Genomic DNA, 20124 nt, shown 5'->3' with positions numbered 1-20124 from the left:
CTCTTCCCTGAGGTGCGGCCCCCCTTCCCGCTGAGCTGGGGCTTTTCCACGCGGCTGGATCTACCGGAGGACATGCCGGCTCGGCGCCTGAACCAGGTCCATGGTTGTGGCGTGGTGGAAGCCTCCGATGCGGTGGTGGAAGGCGATGGCCTCTGGACCACGCGCCCCGGTGTCCGCATCGGTGTGCGCGTGGCCGACTGCGTGCCCATCCTCCTCGCCGGCCCGCTGGCCGATGGACGCCCCTGGGTGGCCGCCCTTCACGCCGGTTGGCGCGGTGCCACCGGGCACGGCGATGACAGCCCCTTTGCCGGGCCTGGTCGCGGCATCCTGCGCCGTGGCACGGCACGTTACCGGTCGCTGGGCGGAAGGCCGGCGGACCTGGTCTGGGCGTTCGGTCCGGCCATCCTGGCCTGCCACTTTGAGGTGGGCGAGGAGGTCATCGCCGCCGCCCGGCAGGATCCAGCCTGGCATGAGGCTCTCCGCAGCGAGGGACCGTCCGGGAGAGCCCATCTCGACCTGCACGGCTTCCTGCGGGCTCAGGCACTCGATCTGGGCCTGACGCCAGTCCACGAGGGCAGCGTGGCCCTTTGCACCATGTGCCGCTCTGACCTGCTCTATTCCTATCGCCGAGGCGAAACCACCGGCCGCCAGTGGGGCTGGATCGAGATCGGCTAACCTGGAAGTCGGCCTCCTTGAAGACTCAGGATGAAGGCTGAAGACTGAGGGTCACCCATGCTCAACATCACCGACATCCGCATCACCAAGGTGGAAGGCGACGACAAGCTGCGGGCCTTCGCGGCGCTGGTCATCGACGACTGCTTCCTGGTGGGTGACCTCCGGGTGGTGGAGGGTGAGGACGGCTACTTCGTTGCCATGCCCAGCCGCCGCAAACGTGATGGCAGCTTCAAGGACATCGCCTACCCGCTTAACAACCCCCTCCGCGAGCAGATCGAAGAGAAAGTGCTGCTGGCCTACGAAACTGCCACCGGCCACCGCGCCCTCAGCCGCATCGAGCGTGGCGAAGCCGCCCAGGTGCGTCCCGACCTGCTGGGAGTCGAGGAATTCGGCTTCACCCCCAAGACCAATCCTTGAGGCTGTGCCCTGAAGCTGGGTCCAGAGCCTGAACCTCAGGCTTGGGCAGGACGCGAACCCGCGCTATGCTTGCCTTTCCGCCTGGGGAGTAGCCAAGTGGTAAGGCAGCAGGTTTTGATCCTGCGTACCGAGGGTTCGAATCCTTCCTCCCCAACCAAAACGGCCGCCGCAAGGCGGCCGTTTTGGTTGGGGAGTGCGCGAGGGATTCGAATCAGGGCTGTCGGGAGGGGTCGCGCTTCGCGCACACTCCCGGACCTCCACTTGTGCTCCTACCGAGGCCGCCGGAAGGAGCTTGGTCTCATTGGAAAGCGAACGAAAGGCCCAATCGGAAACCACGGAACAGCAGTCGCATGGAGGGACAGTCCGCTGAGAGTGCGGTGCGAAGCCAGTCGGGTCTTCTGTTTAGGCGGCATCGATCGGACCGGCTGAGCGAACCGGTGTGTGCGTGGCGTTCCAAACCCTCAGGAGATAGGGCTTGGCGTTGTGGTACCAGTAACGGATCAGGTCGATCCGCCGTCGGTTGGCTTCGCCGGCCAGGAAAGCGCCGTCGGTTGTGGCAAAAGAGGCGTCGACTCCGGGGCCCAGGACATGGAAGCGCGATGGAGCACGACCTTCGGGTCCGAGCTCAATGCGCAGACCCCGCAAAGATCCGACAAGCGGCCGCCCGGACAGCAGCAGGGGTTCCGCTCCCTCGAAAAACACACAGACGCCGCTGTTCAACACGGTCGCAAGGTGATCCTCGAAGTCCTCGATCCGCGAGAACTCCGGCAGCCGGTGAAATCGGAGGGTTTGGCAGACCACATCCGTGGGGAACTCGGCCGTGAGAACGGGCTGGGCCGGGCCTCTGCGGCGTGTCCACGCCGACAAGGAGGCCGAGCAGGCCGGTGCGACTTGGCGCTGGAGATTAATGGAGCTGACTGGCATACAGGGCGGTGTCCTCGCGGGAATCACCCATGAAACACGAACCTGGCGCCCACCGGCGACGGAATCAGCCGAACGGTGGTTTTTGAGGTCCCAATGGTTGCAACCATCCCAGCTCAGAAACCTATCGGCAAATCGAGCCCAGTAGCGGATCCGACCGGCCCCCCTGCCCTTGGATCCGAGGGGAGCCGCGCTGGTTTAGTTCGAGCTGTTTGGCGGAAACACTTTGCCGGTCAATCCATGGACCCGGATGGTGGACGCTCTGAGCGCTGCGGGCGTGATGTCCCGCTTTGCTGTCTCATGGAAGCTGTCAACCGGGCCCACCGTGATGTAGTAGTAATCATCATCTGCAAAGATCAGGTTCCCGAACTCGCTCGGACACCTGAACTTGACCTTATCAAGCGCACGTTGGAAGGCAACATCCGGGGAAATGATGAACCCCATGGGCGTTTCGGCAAGACGACCAGCCCTTCTGACATGAGCACAATCCTGAAAGACCTCCCCAACTCTGATGACACCGATCAGTCTCGACTTCCTCAAGTCCTGGCCTGATTGGGCTGAAAACAGCAATGAGCAGAAAAGCGCAGGTATCAGGATTGGTTTCATCTCGAAGGGTCCCTAACGAATACAGCTGAACGGCCCCTCCTTCATCGAGCCATCCAGAGAACGAGAAGGCGCTGAAGACAATGCAACCGGAGTCCGGGTGAGTGCAGGGTTCGGCGAGCCAGATACCTACTCATCGGGAGTGTCGGTTTCAAGGCAGGGGATTAAATCGTATGCACCGATTCCCTGAAGGTTCAGGAAGGTCGCCGAACCCTGCCCTGGGTTGGTAATAAGGTGCGGCCGGAGTGGCGGAAACGTGTCTTGAATGTGGTTGTGATAGTGCCATCGTACGCACTGGCTTGGGGAAATCCGCAGCTCGTTGATGCGAAAACCCGGCCGACTCGCATGGGTGGTCTTGAATTCGACTTGATAGTTTGGCTGGGAGTTGCTGGTCGGCTGCATGGGCACCTCGATCCTCTGAAGGTTGCCTAAGAATATCGAGCTGTTCGGCCCCGCCTTCACCAAGGCGACAACCGGAGCTGAGGTAGCGAGAAGCTGAGAGGGTCGCCTTGGCCAGGTCGATCCCAGCCCAGAACAAGGCGTGAGGCGGGTATTGCTTCTGCATGGGGCCTCCCATTTCGTCCGGGAAAGCCTATGTTTCCAAACGTGGGCGCCACGACCACTCTTGCAAATGCGGCAAGTCAACCAAGGTTGTCACCGGTCCTCCGGCGTGCCACGGGAAGGGGGATGGGCTGAACCTCTCTCGGCGGTTATTTCAGCGCCATGAACGGAATCGGCTCCATCCCCCCGTTTGAAACGCGGACCTTCTTCCGGCCGTCAGATCAGTCTGATGATCGAAAGGGCGCCGGATGGAGGAAACATACAAGAGCGGAAGACAACGCAGGCGGGGTCGATTTTATCGGGGGTTAGACGAGGATATGGGGATTGCCTTTCCAGATGGCCCAGGTGAGAACGGCGGCGAAAGCTACCCAAGCTAAATAAGGAAGAAGTAAGGCGCCTGCAACACGACTGCGGCGCCAGAACACCCTTGCGGTGCCAAGGATTAACAACCACAGCAAGAGGATTTCAGCAAAGGCAAGACCGCCTTGATGCCAAACAAAGAACAGCCAGGTCCACAAGGCATTCACGGATAGCTGGAAAAGGAACAGAGAGAGGGCAGAGCCCGCCTTTCGGAAACCCCCCTCTCTCCATACAAGCCAGGCTGAAATGGCCATGAGGACGTAGAGGACCGTCCACACAGGCCCAAAGAGCCATCCAGGTGGGGCCCAATCAGGGCGAACGAGCGCCTGATAGAACGTCCCCGCCTGTACAGAGGCAAAAGCCCCAAGTGCTGCAGCGGCAAAGCAAATACACAGCCACCCGAAGAGGCCGAGAATTTGCTTTGACATGGTGGTGAGAGCCATTGGACTTCCGAGGGAACGCCTGGCTACGGGTGGATGAATCATTTCAAAGACGGATAGATCGCAATCTGTCTCACAGCGGAAACCGCAATCCCTTGTCCCCGTGAAGCTCCACAGTCTCGTTCTTGCTGCCTTTGGGGCCTCGGACGGTGATGGTGTGGCGGCCTTCGGCGACTTTGACGCTGCTTCCGTCGCTTTCGATGCCGGTGTCCTGACCGTCCACGAGGACTTTGCCAGTGCCGGGGAAGGTCTCGACGGTGAGGGTGGCGAGGGCAGGCAGGTTCAGGGGCGCGGTCTGGCCCGCGATTACGCTCAGGCTGCGGCTGTCCTTGAAGTAGTGCTTCGCACTCGCCATGTCCACTTTGTGGGTGCCGGGGGGCAGCGCCAGCTTGGCCCCAGGGGTCAGATCGCCCATGTCCTTGCCGTCCACTTTCACGCGAACGCCGAACCCACCGGCCAGCTTTAGGTTGCCGGGGGCGTTGGGATCCAGTGGCGGTTCCTGCCGCGATTCCGCGGTTGAGGACTCCTTCAATTCGAAGGCCCGCCCGCCCGGGATCTCGCCGGACGCGAAGTCCGAGGCGTAGCCCAGATTCTCCTTGGTGAGCGTAAGCCGATGGGCTTGGCCCTGGTTCCAGAGCACCTTGAGGGGGGTGACGCCCTCCTGTGCCTTCTCATCCAGCACCACAGTGGCGCCCGCGGGCACGGAATCGATCAGTTCTTCGGTGACGACGGGCTCCAAGGCGAAGGCCGGTGGGGCTTCGCCGGGTTTGAAGGCGTAAGCCAGAGGCCGAAACCCCTTGAGTTCCAGCCGCAGGGTGTCCCCCGCCTGCAGGGATTGGTTCATGGGGGTGGTGCCCACGGCCAGGTCGTTCACGAAGACTTTGGCACCCGCGGGCTGGGACTCGATCTGGAGGCGAGCGGCCTTGGTGCCGTGGGACAGGAACCAGCCGCCCACCGCCAGGAGCGCCACGGCGGCCGCAGCGAGCCAGATCCGACCGGTCCCGCGGGGCTCGGGACGGGCCACCACCATGGTCTCGTCGAAAGCGGTGGAACGGATCTCGGGAATGGGCGAGTCACCAGTGACCTTCAGGAGACCCAGGAGCTCGCGGCGGTCCTCCTTGGTGATATCCAGCACGGTGTCCAGCAGGTCGCGCACGAAGGCCGTGCAGGTCGCGTAGCGGTCCTCGGGGCGCTTGGATAGCACCTTGTCGAAGACCCGGCGCCAGCCATCGGGAAGGATCCCGAGCACTGGCGGCTGCACCTCGACCGGGGGTTCGTTGACGATGCGGTAGAGGATGGTGTTGATCGAAGACCCTGGAAACGGTGACTGGCCGCTCATCAACTCAAATACCAGCACGCCGAAGCTGAAGATGTCCGAGCGGCTGTCCACCTTGCCTTCGCGGATCTGCTCAGGGCTGGCGTAGCTGGGTGTGCCAAGGAAGGTGCCGGTCTGGGTGAGGTTGGCGTCCTCCAGTTTGGCGATGCCGAAGTCCATGAGCTTGGTGCGGCCGTCCTCGCCCACCATGGCGTTGCCGGGTTTCACGTCCCGGTGGACGATGCCCTTGGCGTGGGCGTGGTCCAGCGCCTCAGCCAGGCCTGCGGCGATGCGCAGCTTCTCCCTGCTGGGCAACGTCCCCCCTTCCTTCATCAGACCATCCAGGGGCTTGCCGGGCACGAATTCCATGGCGAGGAAGGGGCCGTAGCCCTCTTCCTCGCCCACATCGTAGATGGCCACGATGCCCGGGTGGTTCAGCAGGCCGGAGACCTCGGCCTCCCGCTGGAAGCGCAGCAGGTGCTCGTGCTTGTCCGTTTCAGTCTTCACCGCATCCAGCTTCATGAGCTTGATGGCCACCTTGCGCTTGATCCGGGGATCCTCGGCGAGGACGACACTGCCCATTGCACCGGACCCCAGAAGGCGGAGGACCTGATAACGGCCGATGGTCTTGGGGAGGTTCAAGTTGTCGAGTTCAGCCATGTCAGCATCCTACCGGAGGCACCGGAGATGGAGCGGTAGATTGTCATATTCTTCGTGGTTTTTACGCGCTCCCCGTGGCACAATAACGATAGTCCCGCCGACCCCGGGACCTGGGAGGCTTATTCCGTGATGGAAGTCGTCAAGACCATCGTGCTCGGCACCTACTTCACGCTGCTCACCATCCTGAGTGTCTACGGGGCGCACCGCCTCTGGATGCTCCTGCTCTACTACCGCCATAAGAATGATGTGCCCCAGCCCATGGGCGATGCGAACTACCTGCCGGTGGTCACGGTACAGCTGGCGGTGTTCAACGAGATGAACGTCATCGAGCGCCTCATGGACCACGTTGTGAAGATGGACTGGCCCAAGGAGAAGCTTGAGATCCAGGTGCTGGACGACTCCACGGATGAGACCGTCAAGGTGGCCAGCGCCGTGGTGAGTCGCTACCAGGCCCTTGGCTTCGATATCCAATACTTGCACCGCACGGACCGCACGGGCTTCAAGGCCGGCGCGCTGGCCGAGGGCCTGAAGGTCGCCAAGGGTGAGCTGGTGGCCATGTTCGATGCAGACTTCCTGCCCACCGAGGACTTCCTCCGCAAGGCCGTGCCCCACTTCGCTGACGAGAAAGTGGCCTTCGTCCAAGGCTGCTGGGCCCACCTGAACCGCGAATTCTCCCTGCTGACCCAGGTGCAGGCCATCCTGCTCGACGGCCACTTCGTCTTCGAACACACGGCCCGTCACCGGTCCAAGGCTTTCTTCAACTTCAGCGGCACCGCCGGCATGTGGCGCGTATCCGCCATCGCCGATGCCGGTGGCTGGGAACACGACACCATCACCGAGGATGCCGACTTGTCCTATCGCGCCCAGCTCAAGGGCTGGACGGGCGTCTACCTCAAGGATCTCGTCGTTCCCGCCGAGCTGCCCGTGGAAGTCAATGCCTTCAAGAGCCAGCAGCACCGCTGGGCCAAGGGCAACGCCCAGGTCATCCGCAAGCTCATGAAGACCATCTGGATGTCCAACGAGAGCCTGCACACCAAGGTGGAGTGCTGGTTCCACCTTACGGCCAACTGCAACTACATGCTGATGGTGGTGCTCGCTGTGATCATGGTGCCCGCCATGATCTTCCGGGCTGGCACGCCCGTGCACGTCCTGCTGCTTACGGACGGGCCGTTCTTCCTGCTGAACGCGGTGAGCGTGGGCCTCTACTTTGGGCTCTCCCAGAAGGAACTGACCGATAACACCGGCTGGCAGAAGCGCCTGAAGTACATCCCTGGCCTCATGGGCCTGGGCATCGGCCTCGCCTTGAATCAGGCCAAGGCCGTGCTGGAAGGGTTCTTCACCGACGACAAGGAATTCAAACGCACGCCGAAACTCGGCATGGATGCCAATGGCAAGGCCTGTTCCAAGCGCGCCTACAAGGTGCCCAAGAGCCTGCTGACGTTCCTGGAGCTGGGCTTCGCGGTCTACTACTTCGCCGCCCTCTTCGTGGCCATCTACATCCGCAAGTGGGCCTCGGTCCCCTTCCTCTGGCTCTTCTTCAGCGGCTTCGCCTACATGAGCATCCTGTCGCTGGCCGACATGAAGCTGTTCCGCCGCTTGGCCATGGAAGAGCCCGCCGACGACGCTCAGAGCGCCTCGAACTTCGTCCAGTAACGACAAACTCCGAGCAAGGGCCCCTGGCCCGCCGTGGATCTGGACTGCCTCATAGCCCCCGAATTATTCTCGGGGTTGCCGTTCTGCTGATCGTGCTCTAGAAGGCCAACAAGCAGGTCTCTGGAGAGGCATCGTGACTCGGGCCTCCGGCCCTCGCCCTGCGGGCGGCAATGCCCCTTCCGGGCATTCCGTCCAATCCTCCCTTCGCTCTGCTACGGTCGGATTGTGATCGATCTCCACTGCCACACCCTCCACTCAGACGGCACGGATACGCCGGAGCGCTTGGCCCTGCTCGCAGAGGAGGCCAAGCTGACGGCCCTCTGCCTCACCGACCACGACACCCTGGGCGGCATCCCGGAATTCCTGGCCATGCAGCCACAGGTGAAGGTGCGCCTGCTGGTGGGCACCGAGCTGAGCTGCCGTTTCCTGGGCCGCTCTCTGCATGTACTGGGTCTACTGGTCGATCCGACGGATGTGCGGTTCCAGACCCGTCTCGACGAGCTGCGTCAGCGTCGGGACGACCGAAACCTTCGCATGATCACGCGCCTGGGGGAACTCGGCTGCCCTGTCACCTACGAGGACGTGCAGGCCCAGGCTGAAACCCCGCTGATCTCCCGCGTCCACTTCGCCAAGGCACTCGCGGCCCGCGGGTTCGTGCGCCGGGCGCCCGAGGCCTTCGAGCGGCTCATCGGGGACGACTGCCCTGGCTTCGTGCCCCGGGAGGAGCTGAGCCCTGTGGAAGCCACTCGCTGGATTCGCGAGGCCGGCGGCGTGCCCGTGGTGGCTCATCCAGGCCGCTTCGCGGGAGGGGCTTTCCGTTGGGACGAGGCCATGCGAGATCTCCAGCGGGAGGGGATGGAGGGCCTGGAGGCCTACTACGGCGAATATCGGGCGGCGGAGCAGAAGTACTTCGTGGCCTTGGGCGCGAGCCTCGGCATGGTGGTCACCGGCGGCAGCGACTACCACGGTGCCAACAAGCCCGGCCTGCGCTTGGGTGCCGGACGGGGTGGCCTCAAGGTTCCCGACGACCTCCTGGATGCCCTGGAAAGACAGCAAAAGGGCGGCACTTACCGCTGATTGCGATAGGCTGGAAATACCGAGGCCGCTATGACAGACCGAATTCTTCTGGTGGAGGATGACCCCATCAATGTGAAGTTCATCCAGACCGTTCTGGTGAAGAAAGGTGGGTACGAAGTACTGGTTTCGGAGGAAGTTAGTGAAATTCTCCGCCTCGCGCGCGAAGCCGACCTGAAGGCCATCATCATGGACGTGAGCCTGTCCCGATCGAGCTATCAGGGCCAGAAGGTGGATGGAATCTTCATCACCAAGCTGCTTAAACAGGACGAGACCACCCGCCGCATTCCCGTACTTCTCGCCACTGCCCACGCCATGTTCGGAGACCGGGAGAAGTACCTGGAACTGACCGGCGCCGAAGGCTACATCGCCAAACCGATCCACGATCCGGCGGCACTGATCGAGGCGGTGAAGTCCGTCACGGGAGACTGAGGTGGCTGCGAAACCCCTACCCTACGCCGCGTTCCGCCTGCTGTTGGAGTACGACGGCAGCCGCTTCCAGGGCTGGCAGAAACAAGGGCCGAAGCAGTCCCGCGAGGGCGTCCGCACGGTGGCGGGCAGCCTGGAGCACCTCATCCACGAGGCCGGCCTGCGGCTCATCTACCTCGGTGGCGCCGGCCGCACGGATGCCGGCGTGCATGCCCTCGGGCAGGTCGCCCACCTGCACCTGGAGGCCAAGGGCGCCCCCCGCGCTGGCGAACTGCGTCGGATCTTCGACGCCACCCTGCCCCAGGACATCGCCATCCGCGACGTGCGCACCTGCGCGCCCCGTTTCCATGCCCGATTTGACGCGGTCGACCGCACCTACCTCTACCAGATCAGCCATCGGCGGAGCGCCTTCGGCAAGCCCTGGATCTGGTGGGTGAAGCGCAGCCTGGACCTCAATCGGCTGCAGAAAGCCTGGATGGCCTTCGAAGGTGACCAGGATCTGGGCTCCTTCGCCGACCTGGACGCCGAAGAGGATGGTCTAAGCCGGATCCTCCGCTGCGAGGTCGTCGAAGCAGGATCCATGGTGCTGCTGCGGGTGCGGGCCTCGCACTTCTTCCGCCGCCAGGTCCGGCGCATGGTGGGGGCCGCCGTGGCCTGCGCCCTGGGCGAAGAAGAGCCACTCCGGGTGCTGGAGGACCTCCACGCCCCTACCGAGGCCGCCAACCTGTACTGGGCCGCCAAGGCCGCCCCCGCATCGGGCCTGTTCCTGGAGGCCGTCCGGTATCCCGGCGATCCCGAACCCGGACCTCCGCGGCCCACCATCATCATCCCCTGAGGAAGCCGATGCTCACTCGCGCCGAAGCCTGGACCCTGCTCTGCCAGTGGACGCCCTCCGAGAAGCTGCGGACCCACGCCCGGGCCGTGGAGTTGGTGCTGCGTGATCTGGCCGAGAAGCTGGGAGAGGATGTGGAGCGCTTCGGCCTGGCGGGTCTGCTGCACGATGCGGACTATGACAGCTGGCCTGAGGAGCACCCCAAGCGCATCGTGGCCTGGCTCCGTGAGCGCGGTGAGCCGGACCTGGCCTACGCCATCAGCGCCCACTACACCCATTGGAATGTGCCTTACGACCACCTGCTGGACAAGGCCCTGCTGGCTTCGGATGAGATCACGGGCTTCGTCATGGCTTGCGCCCTGGTGCGTCCCTCCCGCACCGAGGGCCTCGAACCGAAGAGCGTGAAGAAGAAGCTCAAGGACAAGGCCTTCGCCGCTGGCGTGGACCGCTTCGAGGTGGCCGAGGGCTTCCGCATGCTCATGGAAGCCGTAGGCGGCACCGAGGACGAGCACCTTGCGCGCATCATCGCCGTGTTGCACCAGTACCGTGGAGAACTCGGGCTGACTTAGGGCTCGGTGACGAAAGCCTGGCCCAGGGTCTCCGCAATGCGTTGCCGCCGCAGGATGAGGGTCCGGAGATACTCCTGTTTTTCGAGGAGCGCCGCCCGGCGGGTCGGCGCTTCCGGCCCTTCCTGCGGGACCGACAAGGCTTCCACCTCCGCCCGCACGCGAGCCTCGGCGGCAGCCACGCGGATGACCCGGATCTCTCGCTTCGAAGCGGGCTTCCCCCAGTTGTTCTCGGTCCACAGAGGCTCGAAGGAGGCCTCCGCCAGGGCCAGGTGCGTCCGCCCGTCAGCTTCCTTGCGTTGTTCGAACACGGCCTGGAGTGCCGCGCCGTCGCGGCTGTCGCCGCCTGCCACCGGGAAGAGGTCGGCGCGGTACATGCGGTCCTGGTTGCTGATGAAATTGCCCAGGGAATAGGCCACCAGGGCCTTCCGCCCGCCCGCCTCCACGATCTCCGCGGGCTGGAGGACATGGGGATGGTGGCCCAACAGCAGGTCGCAGCCCGCAGCCACCAGCTGCTTCGCGATGTCCCGCTGGCGCCGGGTGGGCTGACGCTGGTACTCGTTGCCCCAATGGACACTCACCACCACCAAGTCCGCGCGGGGCCGGGCCTCCCGCACGGCGGCCAGCGCCGGTTCCAGATCCAGGGGCCGCACCCAGGGTTCCGTGGCCTTCCGGTTGAGGTTCAGGTTGAAGAGATCCGTGAAGCCCAAGAAAGCGACCTTGAGGCCCTGCCGCTCCACAATCTGGAGCGCTTCCGCCCGGGGCTGATCCTCGCCGCTGCCCACAGCCACCAGATGCTCGGCGTGCAGGCGGTCGAGCGTCTCCCGCACGCCCTTCACACCCTGGTCGAAGGCATGGTTGTTGGCCGTGGACAGCACTGTGAACCCGCTGGCCCGCAAGGCGGCCGGAAGGGCGGCCGGCGCATTGAACTGGAAGGGCACGCCGGGCCGGCCCGTGGTGGGCGCGACCGGTGTCTCCAGATTGCCGAAGGCCAGGTCGGCGCCCTGGAAGAGTGGCACGAGGTCCGCCCACAGGGCCGGAAAGCCTTGCGAGGCGTGCTCCGCCGAAGCCTTCACATCCTGGTGCATGAGGATGTCCCCTACCGCCACGAGACGCAGGCGCGGCGGAGGCGGTGGTGAGGGTGGCACGCGGCGGGGCCGGCAGGCCGACGACCAGGCCAGCACCACGGCCAGTGCAGCCGCCCCCGTTGCGGCACTTCCGATCCCCTGGCGCATCAGCCCCAGACCTCCGGCCCGTAGTAAACCTCCACGGGCACCTCTGGCAGCCGGGCACCGACCTGCACCGCGAGGCTGTCCATCTCCTGGCGGGAGAGCGGACGCGCTTCGGGTTCCGGCGTGGGACGCGCCACGGTATAGAGCTGGAGGGCCTGCAGGCGCCCACCCTGGGCCAGGATGGTCTCCAGGCGTCCGCAGTAGGCCTCTACCTCATCAACGGAAGGCCCCTGTCCCTTCCAGCTGAGGAAGAGGGTCTGGATGAGGATGGGCCAGCGTCGGGCGGTGGCCAGCAGGTTGTCGAGGATTCGCTGGAAGGGAATCTGGCTGCGGCAGATCTCGCGGTAGTAGGCCTCAGTTCCCGCATCCAGCTTGGCCCAGATCTCGCCCTGGTTCGCCATGAGCGTTTCCAGGCCCTTCACCACCTCCGGTGCCTGGAGGCGGCTGGAATCGGTGATGAGCACGAGCTTCACCAGGTCGAGGCCGCGCTGTTTCTTGAGGACGGCGACCCTCGCCACGACTTCCGCGAACTCGCGGGCCGTGGTGGGTTCGCCGTCTCCGCTGAAGGCGATGTCATTGAGACGCCGCTGGCCGGGCCGGGCGGAATCGAAGGGCGGGATCGCATAGATCTCGCCACTGGTGGCCAGATCCAACAGAAGGCCCAGTTCCTTGTCCAGCAAGTCGAGGTCCAGATCCTTCCGCTTCGCGGGCGTTTGGCGGTCCACCTCGCAATAGACGCAATCGAAGTTGCAGACCTTGTCGGGGTTCAAGTTCACGCCCAGGCTCACCCCCCGGCTGCGACGTGAAATCACGGGATAGCAGTAGTCGAAATCCCGCCAGACGCGGCGGTGATCCAGATGGGCCTTGATGAGATCCGTCATGCCATCAGAATACGCGCTTCAAGCCTGGTCGGCCCGGGCCCGGTGGGCTTCCGTCGCCGCCTGGACCGCCTCCGGCTTCCACAGGATCGGTTCGGGATGCTGGGCTTCGTCCACGGCCACCATGACAAATTCGCCGCTGGTGACGGCCCGCCGGGCGTCGGAGATTGGTTCGTAGACCTGCACCTCGATCTGGAGGGTCATGCTGGTGCGTCCTTGCCGGGTGATGGCCACGAAGAATTCGATGATCTCCCCGGCCCGCACGGGGCTGTGGAAGACCAGCTCCGAGACCTTGAGCGTGAGGAACCGGCGGTTCCGGGACATGAGCGAGGCCGCGATCCCCGCCACCTTGTCCATGCGGGCCATCATGTCGCCGCCGAACAGCGTGGCGTTGAGGCCGATGTCCTGATCCAGAACCATTTCCCGTGAAATCAACATAATGAAAATTAACCACCAAGACACCAAGACACCAAGAAAAGAAAAAGCAGGTCCTGGTGTCTTGGTGTCTTGGTGGTGAAGCCTTTCGTTGTGGCTACTTCAGGCGCTCGGCCAAGGCCTTGCCCATGTCGGCGGGGCTCTGCACCACGGTGATGCCAGCGGCGGTGAGGGCCTTCATCTTCTCGGCGGCGGTGCCCTTGCCCCCGGAGATGATGGCGCCGGCGTGGCCCATGCGGCGGCCCGGAGGGGCCGTCTGACCGGCGATGAAAGCCACCACGGGCTTCTTCATGTTCGCCTTTACCCAGACGGCGGCGTCTTCCTCGGCGCTGCCACCGATCTCGCCGATCATGATGACGGCGTGGGTGTCGGGGTCGTTGTTGAACATCTCCAGCGCGTCGATGTGGCTGGTGCCGCTGACCGGATCGCCGCCGATGCCGATGCAGGTGCTCTGGCCGATGCCCAGGGCGGTGAGCTGGCCCACAGCCTCATAGGTGAGGGTGCCGGAGCGGCTGACGACACCCACATGGCCCTGCTTGTGGATGCGGCCAGGCATGATGCCGATCTTGGCCAGGCCGGGACTAATGATGCCGGGGCAGTTGGGGCCGATGAGGCGGCTCTTGGGGTAGTTGGGGAGCACCCGCTTGACCTTGACCATGTCGAGGACGGGAATGCCCTCGGTGATGCAGACGACCAGCTCGATGCCCGCGTCGAGGGCTTCGAGGATCGCGTCCGCCGCGGCCACGGGGGGGACGAAGATCATGGTGGCGTTGGCGCCGGTCTTGGCCACAGCCTCCTGGACGGTGTTGAAGACCGGGAAGCCTTCGATCTCGGTGCCGCCCTTCCCGGGCGTGACACCGCCCACGACCTTCGTGCCGTAGTCGCGGCAGCCCTTGGCGTGGAAGAGACCTTCACGGCCTGTGATGCCCTGAACGATGAGTTTGGTGTGGTTGCCCACGAGAACTGCCATGTCATACCTCGCAAAAATGGAATCGATCGGGTTCCGTGGATGAACTTACTTGATGGAGGCGACCACCTTCTCGGCGGCATCCTTCAGGTCGGCTCCGACGATGAGGTTCAGGCCGCTTTCCGCGAGGATCTTCTTGCCCTCTTCGACGTTGGTGCCTTCCAACCGAACGACCACCGGCACCTTGATGCCGATCTCCTTCGCCGCGTTCACGATGCCCGAGGCCACGATGTCGCAGCGCATGATGCCGCCGAAGATGTTCACGAGCACGGCCTTCACGGACTTGTCCTGCAGAATGATGCGGAAGGCGTTCTTCACCGCATCCTCGGTGGCGCTGCCGCCCACATCCAGGAAGTTGGCCGGGGAACTGCCGCAGTACTTGATGATGTCCATGGTGGCCATGGCCAGGCCCGCGCCGTTCACCATGCAGCCGATGCTGCCGTCCAGCTTGATGAAGTTGAGGTTGTACTTGCTGGCTTCCACTTCCTCTTCCGCTTCCTCGTTGAGGTCGCGGTAGGCCAGAACATCCGGGTGGCGGACCAAACCGTTGTCATCGAAGCCGATCTTGGCATCCAGGGCGGTGACATCCCCCTGCTTGGTCACGACCAGCGGGTTGATCTCCACCATGGAGCAGTCCTTCTCCACGAAGAGTTTGTAGAGGTTCTGCAGGAAGACGACGCCCTGCTTGAAGGCATTGCCTTCGAGACCCAGGGCGAAGGCCACCTGGCGCGCCTGGAAGCCATTGAGACCCAAGGCAGGATCCACGGCCACCCGGACGATCTTCTTGGGGGTCTTGGCGGCGACCTCCTCGATCTCCACGCCACCTTCAGTGGAGGCCAGGATGGTGACCCGGCTGGTGACGCGGTCCACCAGGAAGCTCAGGTAGAGCTCGCGCTCGATGTCCACGGGCTTGGAGAGGAACACGGTGCGGACCTTGCGGCCCTCGGCACCGGTCTGCTTGGTGACCAGTTGCATGCCGATCATGGCCTTGAACAGCTCGGCGGCCTTGTCGGGATCCGTCGCGAATTTCACACCACCGCCCTTGCCACGGCCGCCAGCGTGGATCTGCGCCTTGACGACACTGGCCCCGCCGAACTCCTTCGTGATCATGCGGGCCTCTTCCGCATCCTGGGCGACCTTCCCGTCGGGCGTGGCCACCTTGTACTGCCTCAGCAGCTCTTTGGCTTGGTATTCATGAATATTCATACTCGCTCCCGAAAAGGTCACCCCTCAGTCTAGCGGCCGGACCGCCAGGTCCGAACCCTCAAGGCTGTGACCCGTGGCATCCTTTGAAGGCCCCAGGAGACTTTCATGGCCCAGATTGACCGGTTGCTTTCCCATGTCATCGCCAGGGGTGGCACGCGACTCCACATGGAGGCGGATAAGAAACCCCGCCTAGAGCTCAAGACCGGCGAAACCCTGGACCTGCTGCCCAATCCATTACCCGCGGTGATGGTCGATACGCTGGCCGGGGATGTGGTTCCCCGCAACCTGAAAGCCACCTGGCAGTTGGAAGGAAGAGCCGAGTTCAACTATGACCTGGCTGGCCAGGTCTTTCAGATCCGCCTCTGCCGCGACGGAGAAAACCCTACCCTCGTCGCCGAATGGCGGGGTCCTGCGCGCCCCCAACCAGCCGCGCCCGCCATGGCCGTAGGGCCCTCCCCTGCGCCCCAGGTGGTTTCAGCCCCGGCGCCCACCGCAGCCTCAGCCCCCCGACCTGGCGGGGGCCATGGCCACCCGCTGGCCGAGCGCCTGTTCGCCGCCCTCCTGCACCAGCAAGGTTCCGACCTTCATTGCACCTCCATGGAACCCCCCCTGGTTCGCGCCCACGGCGACATGAAGGAACTAGAAGGTTTCGGTCAGCTGGAACCGGCCACCCTGCTGGAGATGATGGAAGCCCTGGCCACGCCGATCGCCTGGCATCACTTCCAGGAACGCCATGATGCGGATTTCGCCTACGCCTACGAGGCCGGCAACTGCCGCCTCCGTGTGAACTATTTCATGGATCGGGTCGGGCCTGGCCTGGTCTGCCGCGTCATCCCCAACCAGATTCCCGATCCCGACAAGTTGGGCCTGCCCGATCCCATCCGACGCCTCTGCGACCTCTCCAAGGGCCTTGTGCTGGTGACGGGCCCGACCGGCAGCGGCAAGTCCACCACCCTGGCGGCCATCCTCGACCTGGCCAACCAGAAGCGCCATGACCACATCCTCACCATCGAGGATCCCATCGAATTCGTCCACCCCCGCAAGGGCTGCCTGGTGAACCAGCGGGAGGTAGGGACCCACACAGACAGCTTCAAAAACGGACTCCGCGCGGCCCTGCGCGAGGATCCCGATATCGTGATGGTGGGTGAGATGCGCGACCTCGAGACCATCGCCATCGCCCTGGAAACGGCTGTCACGGGCCATCTGGTCTTCGGCACCCTCCATACCAGCAGTGCCATCGGAACCATCGACCGCATCGTGGACCAGTTTCCCGCCGATCGGCAGCAGCAGATCCGCGTGATGCTGGCCGATGCCCTGAAGTGCGTGGTGAGCCAGACCCTGCTCAAGCGGATCGGAGGCGGCCGTGTTGCCGCCCTGGAGACGCTCTTCATCAGCCCCGCCATCGCCAATCTCATTCGCGAAGGCAAAAACTTCCAGATTCCCAGCGCCATGCAGACCGGCCGCAGCTATGGCCAGAAGCTCATGAACGATTCGCTCGTCGAGCTCATGAAAGACAAGAAAGTTGAGCCCATGGAGGCCTACCTCAAGTGCCCCGACAAGGAGAGCTTCATCGCTGCCTGCAAGCGTGCGGGAATCCCCTTCGATCTGAGATTGGGAGAGGTCGAAAGTTAGGTGGCCAACGGATGGCGGGCGAACATCCTCCCATCTGTCGGAACCCTCCAACTTGAGAACCACGCTCTGGATTCGGAGATCCAGAGCGTGATTGATCCCGGCCTTCCCCTTGCGTGGCGAATTGACGCTCCCATGCTGGATATCACCTGCGGGTCAGGTTGGGTGTGTCTGCCCACTTGGCGGTCCTGTTTGGGATTGATGGATGGCAAGCTCCTCTGAACTCCATTGCATTCAAACGATGCTCCCGCTCCACCGAATAAGTGCTCGCTTTGACAGCTGTCCTGGAGGTGGAACATGGCCCTGCAGATGGGGAAGTCCCCCGGATCGCACAAAGAGGCCGCGACAAGAAAGGCCCCGGTCCACCCCAAAGCCCGAATGGCGCTGGCCCTGGTGGCCGTCCTGCCCTTCCTGGACCAGCGACCAGATGGCGGCGATTCGCATCTCAGCGAAGGCATCGCCGATGAGGTACTGCAGGCCCTCAACCACCTGGAAGGCCTCCAGGTGGTTTCCAGGACCACTTCCTTCGGCTATGGGGGCTCGCCCCTTTCGCCGCTGGCCGTTGGGCGCCATTTGCATGCGACCGCCATCCTGTCCGGTACGCTCCGGAAGGAAGCGAGCCTGCTGAACCTGAAAGCGGAATTGGTGGATGTGAAATCAGGCCGGGCGACCTGGTCCAAGGCCTATGCCTTCGACCGGCAGGAGCTCTTTGCAACCCTCGATGACATCACCAGGCACGTGGCCTCTGCGCTGCATGTGTCCGCGCCCATCCGGCCCAGATATCCGGTGGATCTCGAAGCCTATGAATACTACTTGAGGGGGCGACAGTTCTATTTCAGGTTCAACCGTCAAGGCATGAGCCTCGCGGCCGACATGTACCGGCGCTCCTTGGATCTGGATCCGAATTTCCCCTCGGCCTGGGCGGGTCTGGCCAACTGCGCGGCCTACAGCTACATCTACATCGACCGGACTGAGCCTCAGCGAGAATTGGCGGAGTCCTGCAGCCGCAAGGCCCTGGAATTGGATCCGGACTTGGCCGAGGCTCATGCCTCCCGGGGCGTGGCCCTGTCCGCCGCCGGACTGGCCGACGAGGCTGAGACCGCGTTTGAAACAGCACTACGCCTCGACCCCAACCTCTACAGTGCCGCCTATTTCTACGCACGCCATTGCTTCGCGGCCGGTAAACCGGAAAGGGCCATCGAGTATTTCGAATGGGCGGCCGCCCTCCGTCCGGAGGACTTCCAAGCCATCCTGCTGGTGGCCCAGGTCTACCACAGCCTGGGCCTCGAAGATGAGGCCGAGCGGGCCCGCAAGACCGGGCTGGCGCTGGTGGAGGCACGCCTGGAGCACACCCCCGACGATGTCCGCGCCCGCTACCTGGGAGCCAACGCCCTCGTCGCCCTGGGTGAGCGGGAGAAGGGCCTGGCCTGGGCCCGAATGGCCCGCAGCATGGACCCCGACGATCCCATGCTGCTCTACAACCTGGGCTGCATCCATGCCCTGGCAGGCGATCCGGAAGAAAGCCTGGATTGTCTGGAGCAGGCCGCGGCCGCAGGGCTTACCCAGAAGGATTGGTTCATCCACGACGGCGATCTGGATTCCGTCCGGTCCTATCCGCGCTTCCAGGAGCTGATGGCCCAGCTCCGGAGCTGAGGGATCGGAGCCCTCACATGCTCCGCGACAGCAGAGCCTCGGGAATCTCCCGGAGCAGGCTCCCAGTGCTGGTGTCGCCCTGCACGGCGGAGAGCTGGGCCACGGCATTCTTCGAGGCCTTGAGGGCCAGGTCGCGGGTTTCAGAAAGGGCGTCGTGCTGCGCGATGATCGCGCGGAGCCGGGCCTCTTCATCCGCTGGAATGGGCACTTCCTCGCCCCGGTCCCAGATGGTGCGGATCAGGGACCGAACCTCGTCTGGGGCCTTTTCCAGCAGGGTAAGCATGGGCAGGGTGAGTTTCCCCTCGCGGAGATCGCTGAACGCCGGCTTGCCCAGCTGCTCGCTGGTGGCGGTGTAGTCCAGCAGGTCGTCCACCAGCTGGAAGGCCCGGCCGACCTCCAGTCCGTACTCGCGCATGGCGAAGCATTCATCCAGGCTGCGACCGGTGAGGACGGCGCCGGTTTCGGTGCAGCCACTGAACAGGAGGGCCGTCTTCCGCTCCTGGATGTCGAAGTAGTCCTTGCGGCTGGTGTCCAGCTTGTAGAGCACGTCGTTCTGGATCAGCTCACCTTCGATCATCCGGGTGGTGACTTCCGCGAAGATCTCCATCATCCGCCAGCTCCGACCGGCGATGGCCTCGTTCATGGCCACCAGGTAGAGGAGGTCCCCGAAAAGGACTGTCAGTGTGTTGCCCCAGAGCCGGTTGAGCGTGGGCATCCCGCGCCGCAGCTGGGCGTGGTCGATGACATCGTCATGCACCAGGGTGGCCGTGTGGATCAGCTCGAAGACGGCGCCGAAGCGCACATCCTCGTCATTGGGCACACCGCAGAATCGCGATGACAGCATCACCAGAGCCGGGCGCAGGCGCTTGCCCTGGCCACCGCGGACATGATCCGCCAGCTTCTGGACGACCTCCACGTCGCTCTGCAGGATGCGCTGCAGCTCCGCCTCCACACCCGCCAGCTTGGGGGCGATGGGCAGGAAGTAGCGGGAGAGGTCGAGTCGGCTCAACGGTTCAGCCCCTGTAATTCGTGAACTGCAGGTCCAACCCCTGGTCGTCCTTCTTGAAGAGGGCGATGACTTCCTGCAGGTCGTCGCGGCTCTTGCCGCTCACGCGGAGCTGGTCACCCTGGATGCTTGCCTGGACCTTGATCTTGGCATCCTTGACAGCCTTGATGAGGCCCTTGGCCTTCTCCACAGGAATGCCCTGGTGGATGGTGACTTCCTGGCGGACGGTGCCCTTGGTGGCGGGTTCGACCTTGCCGTATTCCATGCTGCGGATGCTCACGCCGCGCTTGTGCAGCTTGGTCTGCAGCACATCGATGACGGCCTTGAGCTTCATCTCGTCATCGCTGTTGAGCACCAGCACCTTGTCGTCCTTCAGCTCGATCTTGGACACTGAGCCTTTGAAGTCGTAGCGCTGGCCGATCTCCTTCATGGCCTGGGACACGGCGTTCTTCACCTCGTCCAGGTCCACCTTGCAGACCACATCAAAGGAACATTCACTGGCCATGGCCGCACCTCATCCGGATACACCCTTCAGACTAGCGCTTCGCCTTGGCTTAGGAAAAGGCCGAGACAGGATTAACGGGATGAAAAGCAGGACCAACAGGATGAAAG

Annotated in this window: 21 protein-coding genes and 1 tRNA gene; 10 read left to right on the top strand and 12 right to left on the bottom strand. The window is 63.8% G+C overall.

Features of this window, described 5'->3' with window-relative positions:
• Positions 1-72 precede the first annotated feature (72 nt).
• The 3 genes from NOV74_RS02420 (at position 73) to NOV74_RS02410 (ending at position 1249) form a co-directional block, all read left to right on the top strand.
• The gene (locus NOV74_RS02420; RefSeq protein WP_257308932.1) at positions 73-675 is read left to right on the top strand and encodes a purine nucleoside phosphorylase YfiH/LACC1 family protein; all 603 of its coding nucleotides are present in this window, start codon (positions 73-75) and stop codon (positions 673-675) included.
• 57 nt (positions 676-732) lie between these two features.
• Entirely contained in the window at positions 733-1092 is a 360-nt protein-coding gene (locus tag NOV74_RS02415) for a SpoVG family protein (RefSeq protein WP_257308930.1), read from the top strand.
• An 82-nt stretch (positions 1093-1174) separates the two neighbouring features.
• Positions 1175-1249, top strand: a tRNA-Gln gene (locus NOV74_RS02410).
• A 245-nt stretch (positions 1250-1494) separates the two neighbouring features.
• Here NOV74_RS02410 and NOV74_RS02405 read toward each other — a convergent pair.
• The 5 genes from NOV74_RS02405 to NOV74_RS02385 all read right to left on the bottom strand — a co-directional run bounded on the left by NOV74_RS02405 (position 1495) and on the right by NOV74_RS02385 (position 5952).
• Positions 1495-2016, bottom strand: a complete 522-nt coding sequence (locus tag NOV74_RS02405) for a hypothetical protein (protein ID WP_257308929.1) — start codon at positions 2014-2016, stop codon at positions 1495-1497.
• A 195-nt stretch (positions 2017-2211) separates the two neighbouring features.
• The gene (locus NOV74_RS02400) at positions 2212-2619 is read right to left on the bottom strand and encodes a hypothetical protein (protein ID WP_257308928.1); all 408 of its coding nucleotides are present in this window, start codon (positions 2617-2619) and stop codon (positions 2212-2214) included.
• Positions 2620-2745: 126 nt separating this feature from the next.
• A complete protein-coding gene (locus NOV74_RS02395; RefSeq protein ID WP_257308925.1) occupies positions 2746-3018 on the bottom strand; it encodes a hypothetical protein in 273 nt (90 codons plus the stop codon).
• Between the two features lie 464 nt (positions 3019-3482).
• Positions 3483-3980, bottom strand: a complete 498-nt coding sequence (locus tag NOV74_RS02390; RefSeq protein WP_257308924.1) for a TspO/MBR family protein — start codon at positions 3978-3980, stop codon at positions 3483-3485.
• A gap of 70 nt (positions 3981-4050) precedes the next feature.
• Entirely contained in the window at positions 4051-5952 is a 1902-nt protein-coding gene (locus NOV74_RS02385) for a serine/threonine-protein kinase (RefSeq protein WP_257308922.1), read from the bottom strand.
• Positions 5953-6081: 129 nt separating this feature from the next.
• On the opposite strand from NOV74_RS02385, the gene NOV74_RS02380 reads away from it, so the two are divergent.
• The 5 genes from NOV74_RS02380 to NOV74_RS02360 all read left to right on the top strand — a co-directional run bounded on the left by NOV74_RS02380 (position 6082) and on the right by NOV74_RS02360 (position 10509).
• Positions 6082-7605 (top strand): cellulose synthase family protein, encoded by a 1524-nt coding sequence (locus NOV74_RS02380; RefSeq protein WP_257310551.1) that lies wholly within the window; start codon positions 6082-6084, stop codon positions 7603-7605.
• 225 nt (positions 7606-7830) lie between these two features.
• Positions 7831-8682: a PHP domain-containing protein gene (locus tag NOV74_RS02375; protein WP_257308920.1), complete on the top strand. Its 852-nt coding sequence runs from the start codon at positions 7831-7833 to the stop codon at positions 8680-8682.
• 30 nt (positions 8683-8712) lie between these two features.
• On the top strand, positions 8713-9111 hold the full coding sequence (locus NOV74_RS02370) for a response regulator (RefSeq protein ID WP_257308918.1): 399 nt from the start codon (positions 8713-8715) through the stop codon (positions 9109-9111).
• Position 9112: 1 nt separating this feature from the next.
• Entirely contained in the window at positions 9113-9943 is an 831-nt protein-coding gene (locus tag NOV74_RS02365) for a tRNA pseudouridine synthase A (RefSeq protein ID WP_257308917.1), read from the top strand.
• A gap of 8 nt (positions 9944-9951) precedes the next feature.
• Complete coding sequence (locus NOV74_RS02360; protein ID WP_257308916.1) at positions 9952-10509, top strand: HD domain-containing protein; 558 nt, start codon at positions 9952-9954, stop codon at positions 10507-10509.
• Here the strand turns inward: NOV74_RS02360 and NOV74_RS02355 are convergent.
• The 5 genes from NOV74_RS02355 to sucC form a co-directional block, all read right to left on the bottom strand.
• Complete coding sequence (locus NOV74_RS02355; RefSeq protein WP_257308914.1) at positions 10506-11741, bottom strand: CapA family protein; 1236 nt, start codon at positions 11739-11741, stop codon at positions 10506-10508. The genes NOV74_RS02360 and NOV74_RS02355 overlap by 4 nt on opposite strands.
• Positions 11741-12619 (bottom strand): radical SAM protein, encoded by an 879-nt coding sequence (locus NOV74_RS02350; RefSeq protein ID WP_257308913.1) that lies wholly within the window; start codon positions 12617-12619, stop codon positions 11741-11743. The genes NOV74_RS02355 and NOV74_RS02350 overlap by 1 nt, the downstream gene beginning before the upstream one ends.
• An 18-nt stretch (positions 12620-12637) precedes the next feature.
• A complete protein-coding gene (locus tag NOV74_RS02345) occupies positions 12638-13036 on the bottom strand; it encodes an acyl-CoA thioesterase (RefSeq protein ID WP_257308912.1) in 399 nt (132 codons plus the stop codon).
• Between the two features lie 112 nt (positions 13037-13148).
• Positions 13149-14021, bottom strand: coding sequence for a succinate--CoA ligase subunit alpha (gene sucD / locus NOV74_RS02340; RefSeq protein WP_257308910.1), 873 nt, complete (start codon positions 14019-14021; stop codon positions 13149-13151).
• A gap of 45 nt (positions 14022-14066) precedes the next feature.
• A complete protein-coding gene (sucC, locus tag NOV74_RS02335; RefSeq protein WP_257308909.1) occupies positions 14067-15224 on the bottom strand; it encodes an ADP-forming succinate--CoA ligase subunit beta in 1158 nt (385 codons plus the stop codon).
• 105 nt (positions 15225-15329) lie between these two features.
• Between sucC and NOV74_RS02330 the strand changes: the two genes are divergently transcribed.
• Both NOV74_RS02330 and NOV74_RS02325 read left to right on the top strand, forming a co-directional pair.
• On the top strand, positions 15330-16856 hold the full coding sequence (locus NOV74_RS02330) for a type IV pilus twitching motility protein PilT (RefSeq protein WP_306672262.1): 1527 nt from the start codon (positions 15330-15332) through the stop codon (positions 16854-16856).
• A gap of 294 nt (positions 16857-17150) precedes the next feature.
• Complete coding sequence (locus tag NOV74_RS02325; protein ID WP_257308907.1) at positions 17151-18506, top strand: TPR end-of-group domain-containing protein; 1356 nt, start codon at positions 17151-17153, stop codon at positions 18504-18506.
• Positions 18507-18519: 13 nt separating this feature from the next.
• Here the strand turns inward: NOV74_RS02325 and NOV74_RS02320 are convergent, their stop codons facing one another.
• Complete coding sequence (locus NOV74_RS02320) at positions 18520-19515, bottom strand: polyprenyl synthetase family protein (RefSeq protein ID WP_257308905.1); 996 nt, start codon at positions 19513-19515, stop codon at positions 18520-18522.
• Between the two features lie 4 nt (positions 19516-19519).
• Positions 19520-20017, bottom strand: coding sequence for a YajQ family cyclic di-GMP-binding protein (locus NOV74_RS02315; RefSeq protein WP_257308903.1), 498 nt, complete (start codon positions 20015-20017; stop codon positions 19520-19522).
• Between the last annotated feature and the right edge of the window lie 107 nt (positions 20018-20124).

It is taken from the genome of Geothrix fuzhouensis, from assembly GCF_024609325.1.
GTDB classification, from domain to species: Bacteria; Acidobacteriota; Holophagae; order Holophagales; family Holophagaceae; genus Geothrix; species Geothrix fuzhouensis.
This window is presented reverse-complemented; position numbering and strand designations above follow the sequence as displayed.